Annotated in this window: 23 protein-coding genes; 11 read left to right on the top strand and 12 right to left on the bottom strand. The window is 73.4% G+C overall.

Annotated elements, in window-relative coordinates; all coding sequences use genetic code 11:
* Positions 1–16: 16 nt before the first annotated feature.
* The 3 genes from AB0C17_RS02885 to AB0C17_RS02875 all read right to left on the bottom strand — a co-directional run bounded on the left by AB0C17_RS02885 (position 17) and on the right by AB0C17_RS02875 (position 3,181).
* Positions 17–871: an aldo/keto reductase gene (locus tag AB0C17_RS02885; protein ID WP_357386038.1), complete on the bottom strand. Its 855-nt coding sequence runs from the start codon at positions 869–871 to the stop codon at positions 17–19.
* Between the two features lie 116 nt (positions 872–987).
* On the bottom strand, positions 988–2,163 hold the full coding sequence (locus AB0C17_RS02880) for an endonuclease (protein WP_357386036.1): 1,176 nt from the start codon (positions 2,161–2,163) through the stop codon (positions 988–990).
* A gap of 40 nt (positions 2,164–2,203) precedes the next feature.
* A complete protein-coding gene (locus AB0C17_RS02875) occupies positions 2,204–3,181 on the bottom strand; it encodes a LysR substrate-binding domain-containing protein (RefSeq protein ID WP_357386034.1) in 978 nt (325 codons plus the stop codon).
* A gap of 38 nt (positions 3,182–3,219) precedes the next feature.
* Between AB0C17_RS02875 and AB0C17_RS02870 the strand changes: the two genes are divergently transcribed.
* Together AB0C17_RS02870 and AB0C17_RS02865 are read left to right on the top strand one after the other, a co-directional pair.
* Positions 3,220–4,101 carry a serine hydrolase gene (locus AB0C17_RS02870; protein ID WP_357476367.1) on the top strand — a complete coding sequence of 294 codons (882 nt, stop codon included), beginning with the start codon at positions 3,220–3,222 and terminating at the stop codon, positions 4,099–4,101.
* Between the two features lie 139 nt (positions 4,102–4,240).
* Positions 4,241–5,242 (top strand): MBL fold metallo-hydrolase, encoded by a 1,002-nt coding sequence (locus AB0C17_RS02865; RefSeq protein ID WP_357466876.1) that lies wholly within the window; start codon positions 4,241–4,243, stop codon positions 5,240–5,242.
* 9 nt (positions 5,243–5,251) lie between these two features.
* On the opposite strand, the gene AB0C17_RS02860 is transcribed toward AB0C17_RS02865, so the two are convergent.
* Genes AB0C17_RS02860 through AB0C17_RS02850 form a run of 3 tightly spaced genes read right to left on the bottom strand, consistent with a single transcriptional unit; the run spans position 5,252 to position 8,554 of the window.
* Positions 5,252–6,007: an FkbM family methyltransferase gene (locus AB0C17_RS02860; RefSeq protein WP_357386139.1), complete on the bottom strand. Its 756-nt coding sequence runs from the start codon at positions 6,005–6,007 to the stop codon at positions 5,252–5,254.
* 13 nt (positions 6,008–6,020) lie between these two features.
* Positions 6,021–7,736 carry a sulfatase gene (locus AB0C17_RS02855; RefSeq protein WP_357386028.1) on the bottom strand — a complete coding sequence of 572 codons (1,716 nt, stop codon included), beginning with the start codon at positions 7,734–7,736 and terminating at the stop codon, positions 6,021–6,023.
* A complete protein-coding gene (locus tag AB0C17_RS02850; protein ID WP_357386026.1) occupies positions 7,733–8,554 on the bottom strand; it encodes a CDP-alcohol phosphatidyltransferase family protein in 822 nt (273 codons plus the stop codon). The genes AB0C17_RS02855 and AB0C17_RS02850 overlap by 4 nt, the downstream gene beginning before the upstream one ends.
* A gap of 158 nt (positions 8,555–8,712) precedes the next feature.
* Between AB0C17_RS02850 and AB0C17_RS02845 the strand changes: the two genes are divergently transcribed.
* Both AB0C17_RS02845 and AB0C17_RS02840 read left to right on the top strand, forming a co-directional pair.
* Positions 8,713–9,219: an ArsR family transcriptional regulator gene (locus AB0C17_RS02845; protein WP_357476365.1), complete on the top strand. Its 507-nt coding sequence runs from the start codon at positions 8,713–8,715 to the stop codon at positions 9,217–9,219.
* A gap of 34 nt (positions 9,220–9,253) precedes the next feature.
* Entirely contained in the window at positions 9,254–10,348 is a 1,095-nt protein-coding gene (locus AB0C17_RS02840; RefSeq protein ID WP_357476363.1) for a serine hydrolase domain-containing protein, read from the top strand.
* A gap of 169 nt (positions 10,349–10,517) precedes the next feature.
* Here the strand turns inward: AB0C17_RS02840 and AB0C17_RS02835 are convergent, their stop codons facing one another.
* The 3 genes from AB0C17_RS02835 to AB0C17_RS02825 are packed head-to-tail and all read right to left on the bottom strand — an operon-like array spanning position 10,518 to position 12,906.
* Entirely contained in the window at positions 10,518–11,228 is a 711-nt protein-coding gene (locus AB0C17_RS02835; RefSeq protein WP_357476361.1) for a hypothetical protein, read from the bottom strand.
* Positions 11,225–12,010, bottom strand: coding sequence for an ABC transporter permease (locus tag AB0C17_RS02830; RefSeq protein WP_357386014.1), 786 nt, complete (start codon positions 12,008–12,010; stop codon positions 11,225–11,227). The genes AB0C17_RS02835 and AB0C17_RS02830 overlap by 4 nt, the downstream gene beginning before the upstream one ends.
* The gene (locus tag AB0C17_RS02825; protein ID WP_357476359.1) at positions 12,007–12,906 is read right to left on the bottom strand and encodes an ATP-binding cassette domain-containing protein; all 900 of its coding nucleotides are present in this window, start codon (positions 12,904–12,906) and stop codon (positions 12,007–12,009) included. Before AB0C17_RS02825 ends, AB0C17_RS02830 begins: the two co-directional genes overlap by 4 nt.
* Positions 12,907–13,038: 132 nt before the next feature.
* On the opposite strand from AB0C17_RS02825, the gene AB0C17_RS02820 reads away from it, so the two are divergent.
* The 4 genes from AB0C17_RS02820 (at position 13,039) to AB0C17_RS02805 (ending at position 16,967) form a co-directional block, all read left to right on the top strand.
* Positions 13,039–14,274 carry a histidine kinase gene (locus AB0C17_RS02820; protein WP_357476357.1) on the top strand — a complete coding sequence of 412 codons (1,236 nt, stop codon included), beginning with the start codon at positions 13,039–13,041 and terminating at the stop codon, positions 14,272–14,274.
* On the top strand, positions 14,247–14,942 hold the full coding sequence (locus AB0C17_RS02815; RefSeq protein WP_357386008.1) for a response regulator transcription factor: 696 nt from the start codon (positions 14,247–14,249) through the stop codon (positions 14,940–14,942). The genes AB0C17_RS02820 and AB0C17_RS02815 overlap by 28 nt, the downstream gene beginning before the upstream one ends.
* Positions 14,943–15,011: 69 nt before the next feature.
* Complete coding sequence (locus AB0C17_RS02810) at positions 15,012–16,436, top strand: DUF234 domain-containing protein (RefSeq protein WP_357476355.1); 1,425 nt, start codon at positions 15,012–15,014, stop codon at positions 16,434–16,436.
* Positions 16,437–16,523: 87 nt separating this feature from the next.
* Positions 16,524–16,967: a hypothetical protein gene (locus AB0C17_RS02805; protein ID WP_357386004.1), complete on the top strand. Its 444-nt coding sequence runs from the start codon at positions 16,524–16,526 to the stop codon at positions 16,965–16,967.
* Positions 16,968–17,186: 219 nt separating this feature from the next.
* Here AB0C17_RS02805 and AB0C17_RS02800 read toward each other — a convergent pair whose 3' ends face one another.
* Positions 17,187–17,966: a D-Ala-D-Ala carboxypeptidase family metallohydrolase gene (locus AB0C17_RS02800; RefSeq protein ID WP_357476352.1), complete on the bottom strand. Its 780-nt coding sequence runs from the start codon at positions 17,964–17,966 to the stop codon at positions 17,187–17,189.
* Between the two features lie 256 nt (positions 17,967–18,222).
* On the opposite strand from AB0C17_RS02800, the gene AB0C17_RS02795 reads away from it, so the two are divergent.
* Together AB0C17_RS02795 and AB0C17_RS02790 are read left to right on the top strand one after the other, a co-directional pair.
* Positions 18,223–18,864 (top strand): hypothetical protein, encoded by a 642-nt coding sequence (locus AB0C17_RS02795; protein ID WP_357476350.1) that lies wholly within the window; start codon positions 18,223–18,225, stop codon positions 18,862–18,864.
* 31 nt (positions 18,865–18,895) lie between these two features.
* The gene (locus AB0C17_RS02790) at positions 18,896–19,360 is read left to right on the top strand and encodes a PPOX class F420-dependent oxidoreductase (protein WP_357385999.1); all 465 of its coding nucleotides are present in this window, start codon (positions 18,896–18,898) and stop codon (positions 19,358–19,360) included.
* Between the two features lies 1 nt (position 19,361).
* Here the strand turns inward: AB0C17_RS02790 and AB0C17_RS02785 are convergent, their stop codons facing one another.
* A complete protein-coding gene (locus AB0C17_RS02785; protein WP_184682566.1) occupies positions 19,362–20,003 on the bottom strand; it encodes an NAD(P)H-binding protein in 642 nt (213 codons plus the stop codon).
* A gap of 55 nt (positions 20,004–20,058) precedes the next feature.
* The gene (locus AB0C17_RS02780) at positions 20,059–21,291 is read right to left on the bottom strand and encodes a serine hydrolase domain-containing protein (protein ID WP_357385997.1); all 1,233 of its coding nucleotides are present in this window, start codon (positions 21,289–21,291) and stop codon (positions 20,059–20,061) included.
* Between the two features lie 55 nt (positions 21,292–21,346).
* Between AB0C17_RS02780 and AB0C17_RS02775 the strand changes: the two genes are divergently transcribed.
* Positions 21,347–21,940 carry a pentapeptide repeat-containing protein gene (locus AB0C17_RS02775; RefSeq protein ID WP_357476348.1) on the top strand — a complete coding sequence of 198 codons (594 nt, stop codon included), beginning with the start codon at positions 21,347–21,349 and terminating at the stop codon, positions 21,938–21,940.
* Positions 21,941–22,140 lie beyond the last annotated feature (200 nt).

Genomic DNA, 22,140 nt, shown 5'->3' with positions numbered 1-22,140 from the left:
CCGTCACGTACGGTGCTCAGCTCGGGATGTAGTCGAACTCGTCCGGGTTCGGGCCCGTCCGGCCGGCCTCGCCCCGGTCCAGCGAGGTGAGCCGCTCCATCGCGGTGTCGTCGAGGGTGAAGTCGAAGATCGCGAAGTTCTCCTCGATGCGCTTGGGCGTGGTCGACTTCGGGAAGACGATGTCGCCGCGCTGCACGTGCCAGCGCAGCACCACCTGGGCCGGGGTCCGGCCGACCTGCTCGGCCACGTCGATCACTGTCGGGTCGTCGAGCACCCGGCCCTGCGCGATCGGGGACCACGCCTCGGTGAGGATGCCGTGGGCCTTGTCGTACGCCCGCACCTCCTCGTTGCCGAGGAAGGGGTGCGCCTCGATCTGGTTGACCGCCGGCACCACGTCCGCCTCGGCGGCCAGCCGTTCCAGGTGCGCGACCTGGAAGTTGGACACGCCGATCGAGCGGACCGTGCCCGCGTCGCGCAGCTCCTCCAGCACCTTCCAGGTGGAGACGAAGTCGCCGTCGTAGCGCGTGGGCAGCGGCCAGTGGATCAGGAACAGGTCGAGGTAGTCGAACTTCAGCTCCCGCAGCGACTGCTCGAACGCCTTGCGGGCGTCGTCCGGACGGTGGAAGCCATTGTTCAGCTTGCTGGTGACGAAGACCTCGCCCCGGTCCAGCCCGGCGGCGCGGATCGCCTGGCCCACCTCGGCCTCGTTGCCGTACATCTGGGCGGTGTCGACGTGCCGGTAGCCGACCTCCAGCGCGGTGCCGACCGCGCGGGCGGTGTCCTTCGGGTCGATCTGGAACACGCCGAAGCCGAGCTGCGGGATGGTGTTGCCATCGTTGAGCGGGATGTCCGGAATGCCGTTGGGGGCCATGAGAGCCTCATCTCCGATCGTGTGGTGCCCGGGGGCGCGTCCGTGCGACAGCCCCCGGCCGTGCCAACCGGATGTCTCTACCCGCTCGCCACGCTTCCTCACGTCGGGGACGGGCGTCAAGCCCAGATCGCCCGCGCCCACTCCGGGTGGTCGACGAACGGATTGCGGTTGCCCTGCCAGCGCTCGTAGATGCGCTGGTTGCGGCGCTGCTCGAAGGCGTCCGGCGGATCCTGGTCGTTCCAGGCCAGCAGCTTCGACAGCCGCCCGAGCCGGGGCGCGGAACCGTTCGAGACCGAGTCGTTCGGTTCCAGGTCCGGCCAGCCGTCGTCGCCCTCGTACCGGATCGCCATGTAGAGGATCATGCGGGCCACGTCGCCCTTCACCGCGTCGCGCGGCTCGAACGAGTCGGCGTCGGTGTAGCAGCCGGGCGCCTCGGCCACCGTGCCGCCGCCTGAGTCGAAGTCCTTGTTGCCGCGCAGCGAGTTGACCGACACGTCCTCCGGCCGCAGGTGGTGCACGTCGGTGCCGGGGCCGGTGGCGGTGCCGAAGTCGCCGTGCGACTTGGCCCAGACGTGCTCCCGGTTCCAGTCGTTCACACCGCCGCCGTTGCTGGTCTTGCTCTGCGAACGTCCGCTGTAGAGCAGGACCACGTTGGCCGGGTTGGCCGGATCCTGGTCGGTGTCCTTGAGCGCGTCCCACACCTGGTCGTAGCTGAGCTTCGTCTGCACCCTGATGATGCCGTGCAGCGCGGTGCGCAGCGCCGGCCCGGTCTTGCCGGCCGCGCTCGCGTAGTACGCGTCCGGCGTGCCGGTCGGCGCCGGGGTCGCGGTGGGGGTCGGGGTCGGCGTGGCACCGCCGCCGAGGCTCATCGAGGTCGGGTTCTTCAGCCCGCCGTGGCTGAAGTACGCGGTGAGCGCGCCGGTCGCGGTCACCTGCCGCCCGCGCAGCGACGGGTTGGTGAGCAGCCCGAAGGTGCTCCGCCAGGCGGCCGTCACCTGCACGTACAGCATCCGGCCGGTGCCGGTCTCGCCGGCCTGGTCGGCGATGGCGATCGCGGTGTCCGCGGTGAAGCCGGAGGTGAGCACCGTGTTCGTGGCGGTGGGCTGGCCGATGACGTAGCCGGTGACGGTGGCCGTCCGGCCGTCCTGGGCGGCGAGCGCCTGCGCCACGGTGAGGGCTGTCGCGGCTGACGCGGAGCCGGTCACGCCGAGCGGGATCGCGACCGCGACGGCGAGCACGACCGCCGCGACCAACCGCCCGGGTCGCGAGCGGGTGACGCGCTTCATATCCATGATCAGCGATGTTAGCCGGATCGCGGTGAACTGCGGGAGGTCACCGGGCCAACTTTTCGTCCCGGCCGGCCTCGAACAGCACCGGCCACGGCCGGGCCGCCGGGGTGAGGAGCGCCGGCCCGGCCTGTTCGTCGGGCGTGGCGAGCGTCTCGGTGGCGAGGTTGCCGAACATCGGCGCGGCCGGGTGCGCGGCCCGGATGGGCCAGGCCGCGGAGATCCGCCGGACCAGCGGCGTGCCGGCGATCGGCCGCCAGGCGACACGCGGTTCCCGGCGGGCCAGCGCCGCGGGCTCGACGGCGACCGCGCCACCGGCCAGGAGCAGGCCGAACAGGAACTCCGGGTTGCGCGCGGGGCGGACCCGGGCCGGGGCGAAACCGTGCTGCCGGCACACGGTCAGCAGATGCTCGTGCCAGCCGGGCGCGGTGGCCGGTGGCGCGGTGACCAGGTCCATGCCGGCCAGATCGGCGAGCGCGATCTCCCGAGGCCGGGCCAGCGGCGAGGACCGGGGCAGCAGCACACCCACCGGTACGTCCACCGGCTCGCCGAAGCGCAGCCCGGCCCCGTCGACCGGATGGTGCAGCAGGCCGACGTCCAGCCGCCCGTCCGCGAGCATCCGGTGCTGCTCGGCGCTCGTCAGTTCGTGCAGGTCGAGGGCGAGCCCGGGCGCGCGGGCCGCGAGCGCGTCGAGCAGCGCGCGCAACGTCACGGCCGGGGTCTCCGGGGGTACGCCGGCACGCAGCACCCCGAGCGCGCCCCGGCGGACCCGCTCGGCGACGTGACGCAGCCGGCGTTCACCGGCCAGCAGTTCGTCGGCCTCGCCGAGCAGCAACTGGCCGGCGGTGGTGAGGCCGACCTGGCGCTGCGACCTGTCGAACAGGGCGACGCCCAGCTCCCGCTCCAACCGCTGGATCGACTGGCTCAGCGGCGGCTGCGCCATGCCCAGCGTCTCGGCGGCCCGGCCGAAGTGCAGTTCCCGGGCGACCACCACGAAATGCCGCAGGTGCCGCAGCAGATCCATCCGGGCACCCTAGCGCCGCCGCTGGTTACCGTGTCGGCGTGGATGTGGCGGAACGGGTCGGGGAGATCTTCGGGCGGGCCGGGTTGCGGGGTTGCCTGCATGTCGTGGACGTGGACGACCCGGCCGGCGGTGAGGTGGCGCTGCGCGCCGACGAGCAGATCGTCATCGCCTCCGTCTTCAAGGTGATGGTGGTGCTGGAGTTCGCCCGGCAGGTGGCCGCCGGCCAGCTCGACCCGACCGAACGGGTGCTCGTCGGTGCCGCCGACCGGCTCGGCGGCTGGGGTGTGGCCGGCTGCGCCGACGACGTGGAGGTCTCCCTGCGCGACCTCGCGTACCTGGCCATGTCGGTGAGTGACAACACGGCGGCCGACCTGCTCCTGCGCCGGATCGGTGCGGACGTGCTGCCGATGCTGGCCGCGGAGCTGGACCTGCCGCGCACCCGGATCGTCGGCGGCCCCCGGCAACTCGTCGAGACGATGCTCTCCGACGTGGGCGCGCGCACCGAGGCGGACTTCGCGCGGATCTTCCCCACCCTGCCGCCCGAACGGATCCGCGCGATGCGGGTCTTCGACCCCGAGCACACCAGCTCCAGCACCGCCCGGGAACTGACCCGGCTGCTCCGTCTGGTGTGGCGGGACGAGGCCGGCCCGGCCTCCGCGTGCGCCATGGTCCGGGAGCTGATGGCCCGGCAGCTCTTCTGGACCCGGCTGGCCGCCGGCTTCCCACCCGGGGTCCGGGTCGCCGGGAAGACCGGCACCCTTCCGGGGCTGCACCTCGAAGCCGGCGTCGCGGAGTACCCCGACGGCCGCAGGTACGCGATCGCGGTGGCGGTACGCACGCAACGGCTGGCCGCCCGCCGGATCGACGTGGACCTGGCGATGGGGGAGGCGGCCCGGACCGCCGTCGAAGCATTGCGATGATCCAGGTCGACCACCGGCCTGACCTGCGGTGATATCGGTCTGGATATCGGTCGTTGCGCTCGTCGATCTTGGACATCGGGAACTGCGGGGTGGTGGGCTGGGCCTACCGATCACCGATCCCGAACGGGGAGGACGACACATGCCCGAGAACCGGCCGTCCGGCTACGCCCGCCGTCGACTGCTACGCGACACGGCGGTCGGCGCCGCCGCCGTCACCACCGCCGGACTCGTCGCCGGTACCCCGGCCCGAGCCGCCGGGCCGAGCCCCGTCACCGCGCCGAGCCGCGCCGCCGGCGGTACGCGACGCGGCGGCGCGGTGAGCTTCCGCTGGTGGGGCACCTCCGGTTGGCGGATCGACATCGGGGACCGGACGGTGCTCGTCGATCCGTACCTGAGCCGGTACGACACCGGGCTGTTCCGGAAGCCGTTCAACCCCGACACCCAGCTGACAGTGGCCGCCGACGTGGTCGACCGGCTCGCCGACCGGGCCGAGAACATCCTCGTCACCCACACCCACTGGGACCACTTCAACGACGTGCCGCACATCGCCGCCCGGACCGGTGCCCGGGTCTTCGGCACGCTCACCGCGTATCACCTCGGCCTGGCCTACGGGCTGCCGACCGGGCAGCTGGCCCCGGTCAAGGGCGGGGAGGTGCTCGACTTCGACGGGTACACGGTGGAGGTGGTCGGCTCGCTGCACAGCCGGAATCCCACCTGGTCGATGGCGTTCCCCGGGGTACGGGTCAGCCCGCCGCCCCGTCCGGAGACGATCGCCGACCTGCCCGAGGGTGACACGCTGGCGTACCAGATCCGGATCGACGGCGGCCCGTCCGTGTTCTTCATGGGCGCCAGCGACTTCGACGAGCGCAAGCTGAGCGGGCTCGCCCCGGACGTCGCGATGGTCGCCTCCGCCGCCACCACGGCGACCGCCGACTACGTGCCCCGGCTGATGACCGCGCTGGGCCGTCCGAAGGTCGTGGTGCCGGTGCACTGGGACAACTTCGAGACGCCGCTGACCAACCCGCCGACTGTCGCCGACAGCGACCGGGAACGCCTCGACGCCCTCGTCGCCGAGGTGCGCCGGGTCTCGCCGCGCAGCCGCGTGCTGGTGCCCGAGTACCACACCGCGTACCGGTTCTGACGGCGCCGCTCAGGAGGCCGCCAGCCGGGCGTAGACGTCGCCGGAGCGACCGGCCGGGCGGTACGTCTCCAGCAGGCGTACCAGCCCGGCCGCGTCCAGCCACCGGTCGCTCGCGAACCGCATGGTCTCCACCGGCGAGTAGTTGTAGCGGTAGCCGCCAGCCGTCGCGCCCAGCCGTTCCACCAGGTCCAACACGGCAAGCGCGGAGTCGTGCGCGGGCGGCAGGTACTCGAAGGACAGCCCGCGCACCGGACGACTCAGCCCGGCCAGCACGTCGACCTCGAAGCCCTCGACGTCGACCTTGCAGAACGCCGGTACGCCGTGCCGCGCGATCAGGTCGTCCAGCGTCACCACCGGCACCTCGATGGACCGGTCCCAGCGGACCCCGGCGAAGCTCGGATCGGCGGTGACCGACTCGATCCACGACGACGACATGGTGGACACCGTCGGCGTCGCGCTCGACAGCTCCAGCCGCGCGCTCCCGGACCGGGCACCGACAGCCGTCGGCTCGATGATCACGTCGGCGTCCCGGCCGAAGCCCAGGCGCAGCACCCGCAGGCAGTCCGGCTGCGGCTCGACCGCTACCACGCGTGCGCCCAGCCGGCGCCAGGTGCGTACCCGGCCGCCGACGTGGGCGCCGATGTCGAAGGCCAGGTCGCCGGGGGAGAGGAACTGCCCGTAGAGCTGCCGGGCACGCCGGTGCTTGGCCGGCTGACCGTGGTAGACGGCCAGGGAACGGGTGATCCCCCAGGCCCGCGCGAGCATCGTCACGACATCCCTAACTGTGAGTGGTGGACTTCGGTCCGAACGCGTGCAGGAACCGGTCGCGGAACGACTCCATCGGCCAGACCGGGGCCTGCGGGTCGGGGTTGAGGCCGTCCTGCCAGCCCCACCCGGCGACGCGGTCGAGCACGGCCGGGTCCTTCGCCACGATCGTGATCGGCACGTCCTTGCCGGCGCCTTCCCCGGTGACCGCCCGGGCCGGCTGGTGGTCGCCGAGGAACACCAGGACCAGGTTTTCGTCGCCGTACCGCTGCACGTAGGAGATGAGCGTGCGCAGCGTGTAGACCACCGCCTGCCGGTACGCCTCCCGGGTGCCCTCCGCCGAGCGGTCGGCGCGCGCCGTCCCCTTGTAGACCGAGCCGTCGCCGACGTCGTCCCAGTCGACGAGCGGCGGTACCGGCGTCCACGGGATGTGGCTCGACAGCAGCGGGATCTCGGCCATCACCGGGGCGTGCCCCGGTCCGCGCTCGCGGCGCTGGAACGTCGACAGCGTGTACTGGTCCGGCGGGGAGGAGAAGCTGAACAGCGGTCCCCGGTAGCCGAGTTCCTTCACGCCGTACACCTGGTCGGGGGAGAAGAACTCGGCCTCCGGCCAGGCCCGGGTGAGCGCCGGCATGACCAGCGTGGTCCGCCAGCCGGCGCGCTTGAACGCGCCGTTGAGGGTCAGGTGGTCGCTGCGGACCAGGTTGGTGTAGCGCAACTGGTTGTCCGCCCGGATGCCGCTCATCAGCGTGGCGTGCGCCAGCCAGCTCCCGCCGCCGGTGGTGGACGAGGTGAGGAACGCGCTGCGACTGCCGTAGCCGCCCGCGCGCAACTGCCGGGTCCCCTCGTCGAGGACGGCGTCCACCTCCGGCGCGAGGTCCGGGTCCTCCAGCGCGACCCGGCCGTAGCTCTCCACGAACGTGAACAGCACGTCCTTGCCGCGCAACGCGGTCAGCAACTGCTCGCCCGGCACGTTCTGGAACGGGTCACCGGCGAGCTGCGTGTTGAGCCTCTCCTGGTCGTTGAGGCCCGCCCGCACCTGCCGGGCCCGGTCGTAGAGACCGGCCGCGACCGTGTCGGCGGCGACCGGGACGCCGGGCACGATCTGCGCGCCGAGCACGGCGCAGACCACCCAGGCGGCGGCGAACGCGGTGGTCGCGCGGGCGGTCACCGTCCGGTTCGCGACCACGACCCGGGTCAGCCGCCGCACCGACAGCGTCACCAGCAGCGGTACGGCGAGCACCGCGACCACCGCCAGCGCCACCGCGCCCACCTCGGCGGCGCGACCGTACGACTCGGACAGGAACTCCGCGCCCGCGCCGAGGAACGTCCAGTCGGCGATCAGGTCGAAGCTGCGGTCCAGGACCAGGGAGAACCCGAGGTCGGTGACCTTCAGGACGAGGACCAGGCCGAGCAGCACGCCGAGCGCCGTGGCCACCACCCGGCGCGGACGTGCCGGCAGGACCAGCAGCAGGGCGACGGCGATCAGCCCTTCCACCGGGATGCGCAGGAACGCGCCGGGACTGAACTCGTTGGCGTCGCTCGGCGCGACGAGTGCCACCAGCACGAGCGCGGCGGCCAGCGCGGTGACAGTCACGGCGACCAGCCGCCGGGCACGCCGCCGGCCGGGCGTCGGAGCGTCGTCGGTCGTGGTGCCGGCCTCATTGTTGCCGGTCGCGGCGGCGTCCGGGGCGTCGTCGCCGTCCGCCGGGCGGGACAGGTCGGTCACCGGCGCCTCCCGCCGGCCTCGGCGGGCTGGCGCGCGATCCGCACGTCCGGCGTCCACTCGGAGTGGTGACCGGCGGGCGCGGGGGAGACCGGCGCGGCCGGGAGCGCCACCGGGCGCCGCCGCGACGGTACGCGGTGCCGCCACAACCAGGCGACGTCGCGGCCGAACGACTCGACGAGCATCGCGAGCGCGCCGAGGAGTACCGCCACCGCCAGCGGCCGGGGCAGTACGCCCGCCGCGACCACCGCCAGCGCGATGCCCTGCGTTGCGGCGACCACCTTGCGCCAGTAGCGCGGCGGCAGCGAGCCGCGCATCCACGGCAGCGCCCAGCCGGCGGCGACGAAGACGTACCGCATCGCGCCGATCACCAGCACCCCGGCGCCCACCTGGTCGGCGACGTACCCGCAGAGGACCAGGACGAGGAAGGAGTCGACCTCCATGTCGAACCGGGCGCCAAGCGCGCTCACCGTGCCGGTACGCCGGGCCACCTGCCCGTCGACCCAGTCCAGGGAGAGCGCCACGGCGGCCAGCGTGACCAGGAGGGGGACCGCGATCGGCCCGCGGAACGAGTCGACGGTCAGCGCCGCCACCCCGCCGGTGAGCGTCGCCCGGGTGAGCGTCACCCAGTCGGCCGGCCCGAGCCGGTCCGCGCCCGAGCGGCGCAGCCCGTGTCCGAGCGCCGCGACCATCACCACCCCGAAGAGTAGACCGGCCAGCCAGCCGTACGCGCTCAGGCCGACAGTGCCGGCCAGGGCCGCGAGTACGCCGACCTGGAGAATCGCCCCCGCGAGTGGATCAGTTCGAAGTGCGGACACCATGCCTCCGAGGTAGACGTCACGAACCACACGTGTGTACGGAGAACATGCCCGAACAGTTCGTCCTGATGCCAGAAACGCGCCAGCAGAAGTAGTGACACCGGCAGCTCGGCGCGTTTGTTCGCTTGCACGTAAGTACGTACTTTCGTATTTTGGTGGCCATGGCAAGCGTGGAGGAGCGGCTCGCGGCCCTGGAGACACAGATGGCCCGGCTGGCCGGCGACCGGGCCGGGGGCAGGCCGGAGACCGAGGTCACACCGGAGGACGTCTTCTGGGCGCTCGGCGGCCTGAAGCGGCGGATCCCCGCCGACGGCACCGGGGCGGTGCTCTACACCGGCACCGTCCGCACCACCGACCGGCACTACGACTGGCAGTACGGCGCCACGGTCGACGACCTGCTCGACGCCGACTGGGCGGCACTGGCCGGCACGCTCACGGCGCTGGCGCATCCGGTGCGACTGCGGCTGCTGCGGGAGATCCTCGGCGGCCGGCACGGCACCGCCGCACTGGCCGACCTCGACGGGATCGGCACCACCGGCCAGCTCCACCACCACCTGCGGCAACTCGCCGCCGCGGGCTGGCTGCGCAGCGGCGCTCGCGGGCGCTACGACATACCGCCCGAGCGGGTGGTGCCGCTGCTGGCCATCCTCACCGCGGCCCGCCGCTGACCCGGTCCGGCCACTCCGACGGAAGGCAGCCCTCATGCGTACCCCGATCGTTCTCGCCGTCGCCGCCGGCCTCGCCGGCTCGGCGGTGGCCGCCGTCCGGAAGCCCCGGCCGCCGCGCCTGGGCTCGCAGCAGACCGGTGACGCGGGCCTGGCCGCGACGGTCCGTGCCGCAGTCGATGATCTCCAGGGGCTGCGCGGCCTCGCGGTGGCGGTGATCGACGGCGACCGGGTCCGCGTCGCGGGCCTCGGCGAACGGGCGCGCGGCGGGCCGGCCGTCGAACCGGGGACCCCGTTCGAGATCGGCTCGGTCGCCAAGCCGCTCACCGGCATGCTCCTGGCCCGGCAGGTGGCGGCCGGCACCGTCGGTCCCGACGACCGGCTGGCCGCCGTCCTGCCCGGCGTGACCGGTACGGCCGGCGAGGTCACCCTCGCCGAATTGGCCAGTCACCGGGCCGGGCTGCCCCGGCTGGCACCCGGCTCCGCCGGTGCGACGGTCCGGATGTGGTGGGCGGCGTCCACGGCCGGGAACGCGTACGCCGGCCACGACGTGGACCGGATCGTCGCCGCCACCGCGAACACCGAGCCGGGCGGCGACCGCGGCACCGTCTCCTACTCGAACTTCGGCGCGGCGCTGCTCGGCCAGGCGCTCGCGGCCCGGGCCGGTGTCGACTATCCGGAACTGCTGCGGCGGGACGTGCTGTGTCCACTCGGCATGGCCGGAACCCTGGCCGCCACCGAGGCCGGGCACCTGCCCGCCGGACGAGCCGAGGGCGCCACCGCCGCCGGCCGGGCCGCCGACCCGTGGCTGGGCGCGGGCTACGCGCCGGCCGGCGTCGGGATCTGGTCCACGGCGGAGGACCTGGCCCGGCTCACCGCCGCGATGCTCGCCGGCACGGCACCCGGTGCCGACGCGGCCACTCCCCGGTTCGACGCCGGGGACGACCGGCGGATCGGGTACGGCTGGTTCACCAGCCGGCACGGCGGCCGGGAGGTCGTCTGGCACAACGGGGGTACCAGTGGCTTCCGGGCCTTCCTGGGCTTTGACCGGGCCGCCGGCCGAGGTGTGGTGATGCTCGGCAACACCACACGCGACGTGGACCCGATCGGCCTGCGACTGCTCGACGTCTGAGGTGACGCGGCGGTCAGCGCTCGACCGGCTTGCGCCGGAAGATGCCCTGTCCACGGCCATGCCGGCCCTCCCGTCGCACCGTCCGGGGCCACCGCGTCCGAGGAGCCGTGACCCTCGCCATGGGCGAACGTAAATTCTCGGTGCGAAGATCGCAGCGCGACGGCGCCGGTCAATCCGACAGCGGGCGGGTGACCAGCCGCCAGTACTGCCGTTTGCCCTCGTCGCGGACCACGACGCCGAGCCGGGCCAGCTCCCCGTGCAGCTCCCGGGTCTCGGCGTCGTGGCCGCCGTCGAGCGCCCGCTGCCGGGCACGCAGCAGGGCGTCCGCGCCCGGCGGCAGGTCGGGCAGCCCTTCGACCCACCGCCGGTACGCGTCCCGGTGCGGGTCCTGACCGGTCCACGGCCAGCCCTGCCGGGTGAACGCCGCGCGCAACCGCTCGGCGTCCAGGTCGGACTTCTCCCGGGCCAGCTCGCCGCCGGCGGTGTCCAGCAGCACCAGCGTGTTTCCGTCGACGAACACGCCGGCCACGTCGGTGCGGGCCACGTCCCGGTCGTGCCCGTCTCGGTGCAGCCGTACCGTCCGGTGCCCGACCGTGACGGTCAGCCGCTCGCGGACCGCCACCACCGCCAGGAACAGGCCGCCGAGCAGGCCCACCCCGGCCCCGATCGGGTACGCCCGCTCGTCCGGCCACCGGGCGAGCAGCTCGAACAGGCCCTGGAACGGGAACCAGGGCAGCCCGGCGATCCAGCCGGACAGCGCGGTCAGCCCGGCGCCCAGCCCCGCCCCGACCAGCGGGAATCCCGCCCACATCAGCACCAGCTCACCGCGTCCGCCGTCGACCACGACGTCCTCACCGAGCCCTCGGGCCGCCACCGTCACGACACCTCCCGGCGCAGCGTGCGGACCAGACCCGCGGTCAGCGGCAGGACCACCCAGACGGCCAGCGAGACGCCGAGCCGGCCCCACTGCCCGCCGGTCATCTCGGCACCGAGCAGCGGCTCCATGGTGTAGGAGGTGTCCAGCCAGCGGGCCGGCTCACGCAGCGCGGAGATCATCGCGGCGAGCAGGCTCCACACGGTCGGCAGCAGCAGGTAGGCGACGATCGCCAGCGGCGTGTTCAGCAGCAGCAGGCCGAAGGCGGCGCCCATCAGCACGCTCGCCACCTGGAAGACGGCCGCGTGCGGCAGCAGTAGCCAGTCGAACGTCCAGGCCCCCGCCCCGCCGGTGGCGCGGGCGGCGAGCGTGCCGACGGCGGCGACCGCCAGGCTGACGAGCACCGAGGCGAGCGCGGCGAGCACCACCGCGACGAGCTTGGCGACGACCACCCGCTCCCGGCGGGGCACCAGCGCGAACGTGGTGAGCGCGGTGCGCTGCGACCACTCGCCGGTGATGGACAGGATGCCGAGCACCGGCAGCAGCAGGCCGACCGGCAGCAGCGACGGGGTGAAGAAGGCGGTGAACGTCTGATCCGCCCCGTCGAGGACGAACAGTTGCACCACCACGATCGCCGCGGCGATCAGGCCGATGGTGATGAGCAGCCAGCGTCCGGCCCGGGTGTCGGCGAGCTTGCGCAGCTCCACGCCGGTCAGCCGGGCCAGCGAGGGGCCGCCGGTGGCCGGCTCGTGCCGCGCCGGTGCGGTCGGAACGGCTGTGGTGGTCATCGGACGGCCTCCTTGGTCGACGCGCCGGCGGTGAGGGTGAGGAAGAGTTGTTCCAGGCCGCCGCTGCCGGCCGGGCGCAGCTCGGTGAGGACCAGCCCGGCGTCGGCCGCTGCCTGACCGACCACGCCCGGCTCGGCCCGGACGACGAAGCCGCCGTCGGTGCCGGGGGACGCGGGCAGCGCGGCCCGGTCCAGCGTCAGGCGCAGCGCGTGCGGGTCGCGGGCGCGCACCAGCGTGCCGGCACCGGCGAGCAGCTCGTCCTTGCCGCCCTGGGCGACCACCCGGCCGCCGCCGATCACCACCAGCCGGTCGGCCACCGCCTCCACCTCGCGCAGCAGGTGCGAGGAGAGCAGCACCGTGCCGCCCCGGTCGGCGAAGTCGCGCAGCAGGCCGCGCATCCAGAAGATCCCCTCCGGGTCGAGGCCGTTTGCCGGCTCGTCCAGGATCAGGACCCGGGGGTCGCCCAGCAGCGCCAGCGCCAGGCCGAGCCGCTGCCGCATCCCCAGGGAGTACGCGCCGACGCGGCGCCGGGCGGCGGTGTCGTTCAGCCCGACCCGGTCGAGTACGTCCGCCACCCGACCCCGCTCCACGCCCATGGTGCGGGCGGCGAGCGTGAGCGTCTCCCGCCCGGTGCGCCCGGCGTGCTGCGCCGACGCGTCGAGCAGCACGCCGATCTCCCGCCCCGGGTTGGGCAGGTCGCGGTAGGCGCGGCCGGCGACGGTGGCGGCACCCGAGGTGGGCGGCGTCATCCCGCAGATCATCCGCATGGTGGTGGACTTCCCGGCGCCGTTCGGGCCCAGGAAACCGGTCACCGAGCCCGGTTCGCACCGGAACGTGACGTCCTCGACGGCGGTGTGCGGGCCGTACCGCTTGGTGAGCTGGTCGACTTCGATCATGCCGTCGAGCCTGCCGGGGCCACCCGGTCACGCGCTGCGGCCGGCGGTCGGCGCCGCCGTCGACCTCGGTTCACCGCAGACGTCGACTTTGGTAGCTGGTAGCGGGTCCGGACGGCTTCCTAGCATGGACGGGTGACAAGCGCCGCCGTACCCGATCATCCCTGGCTCCTGCCGGGCTCCCTGGTGCCCGCCCGGGCCCGGCGGACGCCGCGGGACTGGTTCGTGGACGGCGTGCTGTTCGTGGCCTCGCTGCTCTGGGTGCTGATCGCGCACGGCGACGTCACCAGCGCCACCCCGGAGTTCGGCCTCAACGCCGGTCCGGCCTGGCTGGTGGAGGTCGACCTGCTCATCGGCCTGCTCGTCAGCGGCGCGCTCTGGCTGCGCCGCCGCTGGCCGATCGGGCTGGCGCTGGCCACCGCGCCGCTCGTGTTCTTCTCGGTCACCTCCGGCCTCGCGTTGCTCGTCATCACGTTCACCGTGCTCGTGCACCGGCCGCTGCCGGTGGGCCTGGCCCTGGCGGCCTGGAACGTGCTGAGCCTGCCTGTCTACCTCGCCGTGCGGCCCGATCCGACGATGCCGTTCTGGGGTTCCGTGATCTGGACCGCGCTGTTCATCGGCGTGGTGGTGGCGTGGGCCCTGTTCGTCAGGGCCCGCCGCCAGCTGGTGCTGTCCCTGCGCGACCGCGCCGAGCGGGCCGAGGCCGAGCAGCAACTCCGGCTCGACCAGGCCCGGCGGCTCGAACGCGGCCGGATCGCCAGGGAGATGCACGACGTGCTCGCGCACCGGATCTCCCTGCTCAGCCTGCACGCGGGCGCGCTGGAGTTCCGGCCGGACGCGCCGCCGGAGGAGGTGGCGCGGGCGGCCGGTGTGATCCGGGCCAGCGCGCACGCCGCGCTCCAGGACCTGCGCGAGGTGATCGGCGTGCTCCGGGCCGAGGTGGGCTCCGAGGCCACACCGGAACGGCCGCAGCCCACGCTTGCCGACGTGCCGGCGCTGGTCGCCGAGAGCCGCGACGCCGGGGTACGGGTCGGCGTGGTCGACGAGGTGGCCGGGCCGGAGACGGTGCCGGCGGCGATCGGGCGCAGCGCGTACCGGATCGTGCAGGAGGGGCTGACAAACGCCCGCAAGCACGCACCGGGCGCGGTGGTGACGGTCCGGCTGGCCGGTGGTCCGGGGGACGGGCTGGCGGTGGAGATCGTCAACCCGTGGCCCGTCGGTGCGCCCGCCACCGCTATCCCGGGCGCCGGCACCGGGCTGGTCGGGATCGCCGAACGGGTCACGCTCGCCGGTGGCCGCCTGGAACACGGGCGCGACGCCGACGGCACGTTCCGGCTGACCGCGTGGCTGCCCTGGGCGGCGGCTCAGTGAGCGCCCCGGTCCGGGTGCTGATCGTCGACGACGACCCGCTGGTGCGTGGTGCGCTGTCGATGATCCTCGGCGGGGTGCCCGACCTGAGTGTGGTCGGCGAGGCCGCCGACGGAGCCGAGGTGCCGGCCGCCGTCGCCGCGTACGCCCCGGACGTGGTGCTGATGGACATCCGCATGCCCCGGGTCGACGGCCTGGCCGCCACCGAGGCGCTGCGTGCCACCGCCGATCCGCCCGAGGTGCTGGTGCTCACCACCTTCGACGCCGACGAGCAGGTGCTGCGGGCGCTGCGCGCCGGGGCGAGCGGCTTCCTGCTCAAGGACACCCCGCCGGCCGACATCGTGGCGGCGGTACGCCGGGTCGCGGCGGGGGAGGCGACGCTGTCCCCGGCGGTGACCCGCAAACTCATCGCGCACGTCACGGGCGCCGCGCCGGTGTCCGGCCCGGACCCGAAACGGGAGCGGGCGGTACGGCTGCTCGACGGGCTATCCGAGCGGGAGCGGGAGGTCGCGGTGCTGCTCGGCCGGGGCCGGACCAACGCGGAGATCTCCGCCGAGCTGTTCATGAGTGTGGCGACGGTGAAGGCGTACGTGTCGCGGCTGCTGACGAAGCTCGACCTGAACAACCGTGTGCAGGTGGCCCTGCTGGTCCAGGACGCCGGCCTGGTCTGACGCCAGAAGCTCTCATCAGCGATACTATCAAGAGTGAGAGTATCGGCGATGATGGCGTGAGGTGATGACGTGGCCGGTTTCGTCGGCAGGACGCGGGAGCTGGACCGGCTCGACGGCATGCTGGCGCGCGTCGAACGCGGCGGCCGGGCGGGGCGGCCGGGGCGGGCGGTGCTCATGCGAGGGCGCCGCCGGGTGGGCAAGTCCCGGCTCGTGGAGGAGTTCGTCGAGCGCGCTGACGTACCGCACCTCTTCTTCACCGCCTCGGCGCAACCCACGGTGGCCGCAGACCTGCGCCTCTTCGTCGAGGCGGCGGCCGGCTCAACGCTCCCCGGCGCGGCGCTCTTCACGGCGCAGGCGCCCGCTACCTGGGACGCGGCTCTCGCCCTCCTCGCCGCCGCGCTGCCCGCGGACCAGCCCAGCGTCGTCGTGCTCGACGAGATGCCCTACCTCATCGCCACCGACCCGGGTTTCGAGGGCACCCTCCAGAAGGTCTTCGACAGGGAGTTGTCCCGCCGGCCGGTCCTGCTGATCTGCGTCGGCTCCGACCTGGCGATGATGGAGGCGCTCAACGACTACGGCCGGCCGTTCCACCAACGCGCGACCGAGATGGTCGTGCCGCCCCTGAGCCCCGGCGACGTGGCCGAGATGCTCCAGCTGCCGCCGGCCGATGCCATCGACGCGTACCTCGTCACCGGCGGCCTACCGCTCGTCCTCGACGACTGGGCCCCCGGCGAGACCGTGCGCGACTACCTCGCCCAGGCCGTCCCGGATCCCACCTCCGCGCTGCTCGTCAGCGGGGAACGGGCCCTCGCCGCCGAGTTCCCGCCGCAGTCCCAACCGGGCGTGGTGCTGCGCGCCATCGGCTCGGGGGAGCGCACCTCCTCCTCCATCGCGCGGGCCGCCGGCGGGATCCCGCAGGCTTCGCTGCACCGCGCGCTCCGGCTGCTGACAGACAAGCGGGTCGTGGACGCCACCCTCCCGCTGTCCACCCGTCCGTCGCGCGAGACCCGCTACACGGTCGCCGACCCGTACCTCCGCTTCTGGCTCGCCTTCCTCGATCCGTACCTCGCCGAGATCGAGCGCGGCAGAGGGGATCTGACGCTCGCCCGCATCCACTCGTCCTGGACCTCCTGGCGGGGACGTGCGGTCGAGCCGGTGATCCGGGAGTCGCTGCGCCGGCTGCCGCCGGGGCACCTGCCGTCCGGGACGGGGGAGGTGGGCGGGTACTGGACGCGTACCAACGATCCCGAGATCGACCTGGTCGGCGGTGACCGGAGCCCGGTGGCCAAGCGGATCACGTTCGTGGGTTCGGTCAAATGGCTGGAGAACGGCGCGTTCGACGCCCACGACCTGGCCCGGCTGCTCCACCACCGCGCCCAGCTGCCGGGTGCCGACGACCACACGCCGCTCGTCGCGGTGGTGCGCAGTGGCCGTGCGGTAGACGGCATCACCGCGCTCGGGCCGGCCGAACTGCTCGCCGCGTGGCGGGATTGAACTACTGCCGTTTCCGGGCCGTACCAGTGGTCGAGGATGTGGTGCGGCCGTTCCGCCGTATCGCTGCCGAGCTGCGGGAGGCCTGCCGTGCGAGTTGGTGAGCAGTCGACGGATCCCATCGACCAGATCCTGGGCGAGGTGCCGGTACCGGCGCCGTTGACCCCTGAGGACGTCCGCCTCGCGGTCCGGGCGGTGGTGGTGCACGCCGCCGAGGAGTGGCCCGCGGGGCCGAAGTGCCGCAACGACGGGTCGTCGTTCCCCTGCCGGTTGCATCGCTGGGGCCGGCGCGTGCTGGAGACTCACGGTCTCAACGACCGGCAGATCGACGCGCTGATCCGGCACGGCAACCCGTTCGTGCACGTGCCCTTCCCGTTCGTGCTGACCGGGCCGCGTCAGGCCGCCCGTACGCCCGGCCAGGCGGCCCGCGGTCCGGTCCCCCGGGTCGCCGTGCCGCCGGTGCGGCCCGGTCTGCGGCCCGTCGCCGGGCGGCCCGCACCCGCCGCCCGCCCTCGCTGGCCCCGGGCGAGCTGACCCCGAGCCCTCGCCTGGTCCCGGGCGAGCTGACGCCGGCCCCTCGCCCGGTGCCGGGCGGGCCCACCCCAGGCCCGCAGGTCCGGGTGAGCTGACGCCCGGCGTCCCGTTCCGGTCGCGTCCACGCCCCGTCGCGGAGTGGCGTCGATCGCGCCGGAGCATGCCGACGGCGGCCCGGCCGGGGAGCCCCCACCCCCGTGCCGGGCCGCCGTCACCGCGTCACTCGACCCCGCAGTCCGGGGCGGCCCAGTCCCTGGTGTTAGCCACCTTGTCCCGGTTGTTCTCCCGCCGCGAGTCCACGTGCGTGTGGTCGTCGTGGTCCGGGTAGCCGGGCCCGTAGATGCCGCTGAAGCCCTGGTCGCGGGCCGACCGGGCGATCTCGCAGAGGCTGCGGTGCTTGGCGATCAGGTCGGCCGCGTTGCCGTAGAGGTGCTGGCTGTCCGTGGCCCCGCCGACCTGCCGGTTGCAGGCGATGCTGCGGAACCCGCTGGTCACGTAGATCGGCTTGTCGCCGAGGCTGCGGCGCAGCGCCTCCAGCTTCCACATGGTGCGCAGCGCGTTCTCCTTGGTGGCCGCCGAGGAGAGCGGGCCGCCGGCCCACCCACCCTTGCCGCAGCCGTTGTCCAGCTCGGCGTAGCTGAAGTGCTTCGGCGTGCAGTCGCTGTCCTTCTGCAGGTCGTAGATCTTGGCAAACGTCTGCGGCCCGGCCACGCCGTCGGCGCGCAGCCCGTACGCGGCCTGGAAGCGCTTGACCGCGGCTGCGGTCTCCGGGCCGTAGACGCCGTCGACCCGGACGACGCCGGCGTACCCGGCCCAGCCGGCCACCCGGATCTGGAGCTGCCGCACGTCGGAGCCGGAGCGTCCCTGCGACAGGGTGCGGTTCCAGGTGTAGCAGCCGTCGGCGTGGGCCGGTGGCGCGGCCACGACGGTCGCCACGGCGGCCCCGGGCAGGGCCAGCGCGAACGCGACCGCCGCCCGCTTCAGGGTGTTGACGCGCACAGAGTCCTCCCGATGTCAGAGCGGAACTGGGGTCCGACGGGCACATCGACCGGTACGTCCCGTCTCTCTCACCGTGACAGGTGCGAGGACTCTTCGTGGTGATTAGCCGAAATTGTTCTCACATCAGGCGCTTGCTGAGTATCAGCTGTGAATAGTGCCCGTTTGCGAACGCGCTGCCGGGTGTCGCCCGTCGGAGGTGAGCGGTAACGTCTGCTCCCGGACCCGGGCGGCGACCTCGACGGGCGGGAGGTGGGCGTTGGCGCGTGGCGGCGTGTTCTGCATCGAGGGGCAGTGGCACCGCGACCTCAACGAGCGAGGGTCCGTCCTGCCCACGCTCGACCTGCTCGAACGGCTCGGCCGGATCCGCTACATCCACAAGGACGCGGCCACCCGCGACGAGCTGTTCTACTTCGTCGACCGCTGGCTGCTCAAGCAGTACGCGGACCACCGGGTGGGCTTCTTCGCCATGCACGGCGAGCCGAGCCGGCTCTGCCTCACCGACTGGGACTCGGTCGAGCTGTCCGACGTGGCCGAGCGGATGGCCGGCCGCTGCGAGGGCCGACGCCTCTACTTCGGCAGCTGCTCGGTGCTGCGCGCCTCCGACGCCACGCTGCGCGAGTTCCTCGACATCACCGGCGCGGCGCTGATCTGCGGCTTCACCCGCGAGGTGGACTGGGTCGAGTCGGCCGCCTTCGAGACGGTGCTGCTCGACGTGCTCGCGAACGGGCAGCGGCACAACGCCGCCGAGGTGCGGATGCGCTCGGCGCACTGGGCGCCGCTCGCCGCGTACCTCGGTTTCCGGGTCATCTACGCCAACGGCCGTGCCTGGCGGCCGGCGGCCCGCCCGCGCGTGCCGGAACAGGTCACCGCACAGCGGGCCGCCGGCCGTCCGCGCTGAGGACCATCGACCGGGCTGGTAGAACCGAGGCATGGCACGCAGCATCGCGAAGAACACCCGGGTCGACCGGGACGCCCTGATCGAGTTCCTCCGCCCCCGGCACCAGGTCGTGCTCATGACCACCCGCTCCGACGGCCGCCCGCAGTCCTCCCCGGTGTCCTGCGGGGTGGACGCCGAGGGCCGGCTGGTGATCTCCACCTATCCGGAGCGGGCCAAGGTGACGAACATCCGCCGCGATCCGCGCGTGTCCGCGTGCGTGCTCTCCGACGACTGGAACGGCCCGTGGGTGCAGGTCGACGGCGTGGCCGAGGTGCTCGACCTGCCCGAGGCGCTGGAGCCGCTGGTCGAGTACTTCCGCAGCATCTCCGGTGAGCACCCGGACTGGGACGAGTACCGGTCGGCGATGGTCGCGCAGGGCAAGTCGCTGATCCGCGTCACCATCGAGTCCTGGGGTCCGATCGCCACCGGCGGCTTCCCGGCCCGGCTGGCCGGCTGACTCAGTACGCGACGGTGAACCGGGCGTTGCCGAACCGCGGATTCTCGATCTCGTCGACGATCGCCACGGCCAGGTCCTCGTAGGTGAGCACCGACCGGCCCTGCGCGTCGGTCACCGGCTGGTCGGTACCGGTCCGGTAGTGCCCGGTCCGCTCGCCCGGGTGGAACTCCAGCGGCGGCGGGGAGACGTACGTCCAGGTGACCCCGTCGGCGCTGGAGCGGTAGAACTCCAGCGCGTCGGCCTGGCCGTGCGCCGAGTCCCGGTACTCCTCCGGGAAGTCCGGCTCGTCCAGGTAGCGGGTGCCCTTCGGGGTGAGCAGCGTCGAACCGCCGCCGACGTGGATCACCCGGGGCGGATCGGGCAGCTCCCGCAGCGTGTCGACCAGCGTCCGCGCGGCGTCGCGCCACAGCTCCCGCTCGCCGCCGCCGATGGCCACCACCAGCACGTCCGCGTCCTGCGCCAGTTCGCGTACGCTCCGCGCCGAGGTGGCGTCGCCGGTCACCGTGCGTACGCCGGGTGGTAGATAGCCGACCGCCTCCGGACGCCGCACCGCCGCTGTGACCCGGTGCCCCCGCTCGACCGCCTCGGCCGCGATCCGCGATCCCGCCGTCCCACCGGCACCGAACACGACGATGTCGCTCATTCCTCACAGGCTAGGCAGCCCACCGGCGGGCGGCGGGGCGTTCCGCCGAACCGGCTCAGTCGACGATCGCCGAGTAGACGAGCTGGCGCAACTGGCTGCGCAGCGGGTACGTGCTGGACGGCATCAGCTGGGTGAACAGCAGCGCGGTGACCTCCTCCACCGGGTCCACCCAGAACGCGGTGCTGGCCAGGCCGCCCCAGTAGAACTCGCCGACACTGCTCGGCACCCGCGACGGCACCGGGTCCAGCACCACCGCGAAGCCCAGCCCGAAGCCGATCCCGTCGAGGATCGTCTCGGCGAAGCCGTCCGGGGAGAACGAGGCCAGGTCCCGGTCGCCGGGCAGGTGGTTGCGGGTCATGAAGCGCACCGTGCGGGGACCGAGCAGGCGCACCCCGTCCAGCTCACCGCCGCGCAGCAGGAACTGGGTGAAGCGGTGGTAGTCGGCCGCCGTGGAGACCAGCCCGCCGCCGCCGGAGTGCCACGTCGGCTCCGCCAGCGCGGCCCGGCCCACCCCGTCGGCGCGTACCGCCTGGCCGGTGGCCGGGTGCGGGGCGTACAGGGCGGCCAGGCGCTTCGCGTCCGCCGCGTCCACCCACCAGCGGGTGTCGGTCATGCCCAGCGGGCCCAGGATCCGCTCGGCGAAGAACGCCTCCAGTGACTGCCCGGAGATCACCTCGACCAGGCGGCCCAGCACGTCTGTGGAGACGCCGTAGTTCCAGCTCGTGCCGGGCTGGAACAGCAGCGGCAGCCGGGCCAGCCCGGCCGAGGCGGCGGCCAGGTCCGCGCCCGGCGGCACGCCCAGGTCGAAGCCCGCCGCCCGGTAGAGGCCGTCGACCACCGAGACCTGGGCGAAGCCGTACGTCAGGCCGGCGGTGTGGGTGAGCAGGTGCCAGATCCGGATCGGCTCGACCGCCGGCACGGTGTACGGCTTGAGCACCGAACCCCGGTCGTAGACGCGGACGTCGGCGAACTCCGGCAGCCAGCGGCTGACCGGGTCGTTCAGCTCGAACCGGCCCTCCTCCCAGAGCATCATCGCGGCGACCGAGGTGATCGGTTTGGTCATCGAGTAGATGCGCCACAGCGTGTCCGCCTCGACCGGCGTACCGGCCTCCCGGTCCCGCAGCCCGTACGTCGAGGAGTGGGCGACCTCGCCCCGGCGGGTGACGACGATCTGCCAGCCGGCGAGGCGGCCGTCGTCGACGTACCGGGCGAAGTGCTCGTCGATCCGCGCCAGCCGGGCGGGATCGAAGCCGACGTGGCCGGGGTCGGTGCTCACCGTGACGCTCACGACGCGAACCTACCCGCAGGTATCGCGGCCGGGAAGTGTCACTACTGTCGGTGGCATGCCCGAGCAGGTCGAGGACGTCACCTACCGCCAGGAGGACTGGTACGCCGAGGAGCTGGCCGACCGGCACTTCGTGCGGTGCGAGTTCTTCCACGCCGACCTGACCGAGGCGGTCAGCCGGGGCGCGGTCTTCACCGACTGCGTGTTCGGCAACGTGGCGTTCAACGCCTCCCGGCACACCGACTCGGCGTTCACCAGGTGCTCGTTCAGCAAGTGCAACCTGTTCGAGGCCGAGTTCACCGGCTGCAAGCTGGTCGGCAGCACGTTCGACCGCTGCGACCTGCGCCCGTTGCGGATCGACCGGGGCGACTGGTCCTTCGTCACGCTCGCCGGAGCCGACCTGCGCGGGGCGCGGATCACCGACGTACGGATGCGGGAGGTCGACCTGACCGGCGCCGACCTGACCGGCGCGACGCTGACCGGCGTGGACCTCTCCGGCGCCCAGTTGCACGCCGCCAAGCTGATCCGCGCCGACCTGCGCGGCAGCGACCTGTCCTCGCTCGACCCGACGGCGGTGCAGCGTTCCGGCGCGCGGATCGACGTCGAGCAGGCGATGGTGCTGGCCCAGGCGCTCGGCTTCCAGGTCGGCTGAGCCCGCCACTGACCACCCACCGCCCACCCCGGCGCGCGCCCGCCCACCCGCCCGGTGCGTCGGTGGGCGAGCCTGGGGAGATCTTGGAAGGAAATGGCCCCTATGGGGGCCTAATTCTTCCAAGATCTGGTTCAGGGAGGGGTGCGGCGGGGTGTCGCGCGTGGGAATCGCGCGGACTGATGCCCTTCTGCAAGATCGCG

It is taken from the genome of Micromonospora sp. NPDC048887, from assembly GCF_040649715.1.
GTDB lineage: Bacteria > Actinomycetota > Actinomycetes > Mycobacteriales > Micromonosporaceae > Micromonospora.
Note: the sequence above shows the minus strand (reverse complement) of the source record. Positions and strands in the feature narration are given on the sequence as shown.

Excerpts from the sequence above, each read along its gene's own strand:
- AB0C17_RS02885 (WP_357386038.1), bottom strand. The coding sequence starts at position 871 with ATGGCCCCCAACGGCATTCCGGACATCCCGCTCAACGATGGCAACACC.
- AB0C17_RS02880 (WP_357386036.1), bottom strand. The coding sequence starts at position 2,163 with ATGGATATGAAGCGCGTCACCCGCTCGCGACCCGGGCGGTTGGTCGCG.
- AB0C17_RS02875 (WP_357386034.1), bottom strand. The coding sequence starts at position 3,181 with ATGGATCTGCTGCGGCACCTGCGGCATTTCGTGGTGGTCGCCCGGGAA.
- AB0C17_RS02865 (WP_357466876.1), top strand. The coding sequence starts at position 4,241 with ATGCCCGAGAACCGGCCGTCCGGCTACGCCCGCCGTCGACTGCTACGC.
- AB0C17_RS02860 (WP_357386139.1), bottom strand. The coding sequence starts at position 6,007 with ATGCTCGCGCGGGCCTGGGGGATCACCCGTTCCCTGGCCGTCTACCAC.
- AB0C17_RS02850 (WP_357386026.1), bottom strand. The coding sequence starts at position 8,554 with ATGGTGTCCGCACTTCGAACTGATCCACTCGCGGGGGCGATTCTCCAG.
- AB0C17_RS02845 (WP_357476365.1), top strand. The coding sequence starts at position 8,713 with ATGGCAAGCGTGGAGGAGCGGCTCGCGGCCCTGGAGACACAGATGGCC.
- AB0C17_RS02840 (WP_357476363.1), top strand. The coding sequence starts at position 9,254 with ATGCGTACCCCGATCGTTCTCGCCGTCGCCGCCGGCCTCGCCGGCTCG.
- AB0C17_RS02830 (WP_357386014.1), bottom strand. The coding sequence starts at position 12,010 with ATGACCACCACAGCCGTTCCGACCGCACCGGCGCGGCACGAGCCGGCC.
- AB0C17_RS02825 (WP_357476359.1), bottom strand. The coding sequence starts at position 12,906 with ATGATCGAAGTCGACCAGCTCACCAAGCGGTACGGCCCGCACACCGCC.
- AB0C17_RS02790 (WP_357385999.1), top strand. The coding sequence starts at position 18,896 with ATGGCACGCAGCATCGCGAAGAACACCCGGGTCGACCGGGACGCCCTG.
- AB0C17_RS02785 (WP_184682566.1), bottom strand. The coding sequence starts at position 20,003 with ATGAGCGACATCGTCGTGTTCGGTGCCGGTGGGACGGCGGGATCGCGG.
- AB0C17_RS02775 (WP_357476348.1), top strand. The coding sequence starts at position 21,347 with ATGCCCGAGCAGGTCGAGGACGTCACCTACCGCCAGGAGGACTGGTAC.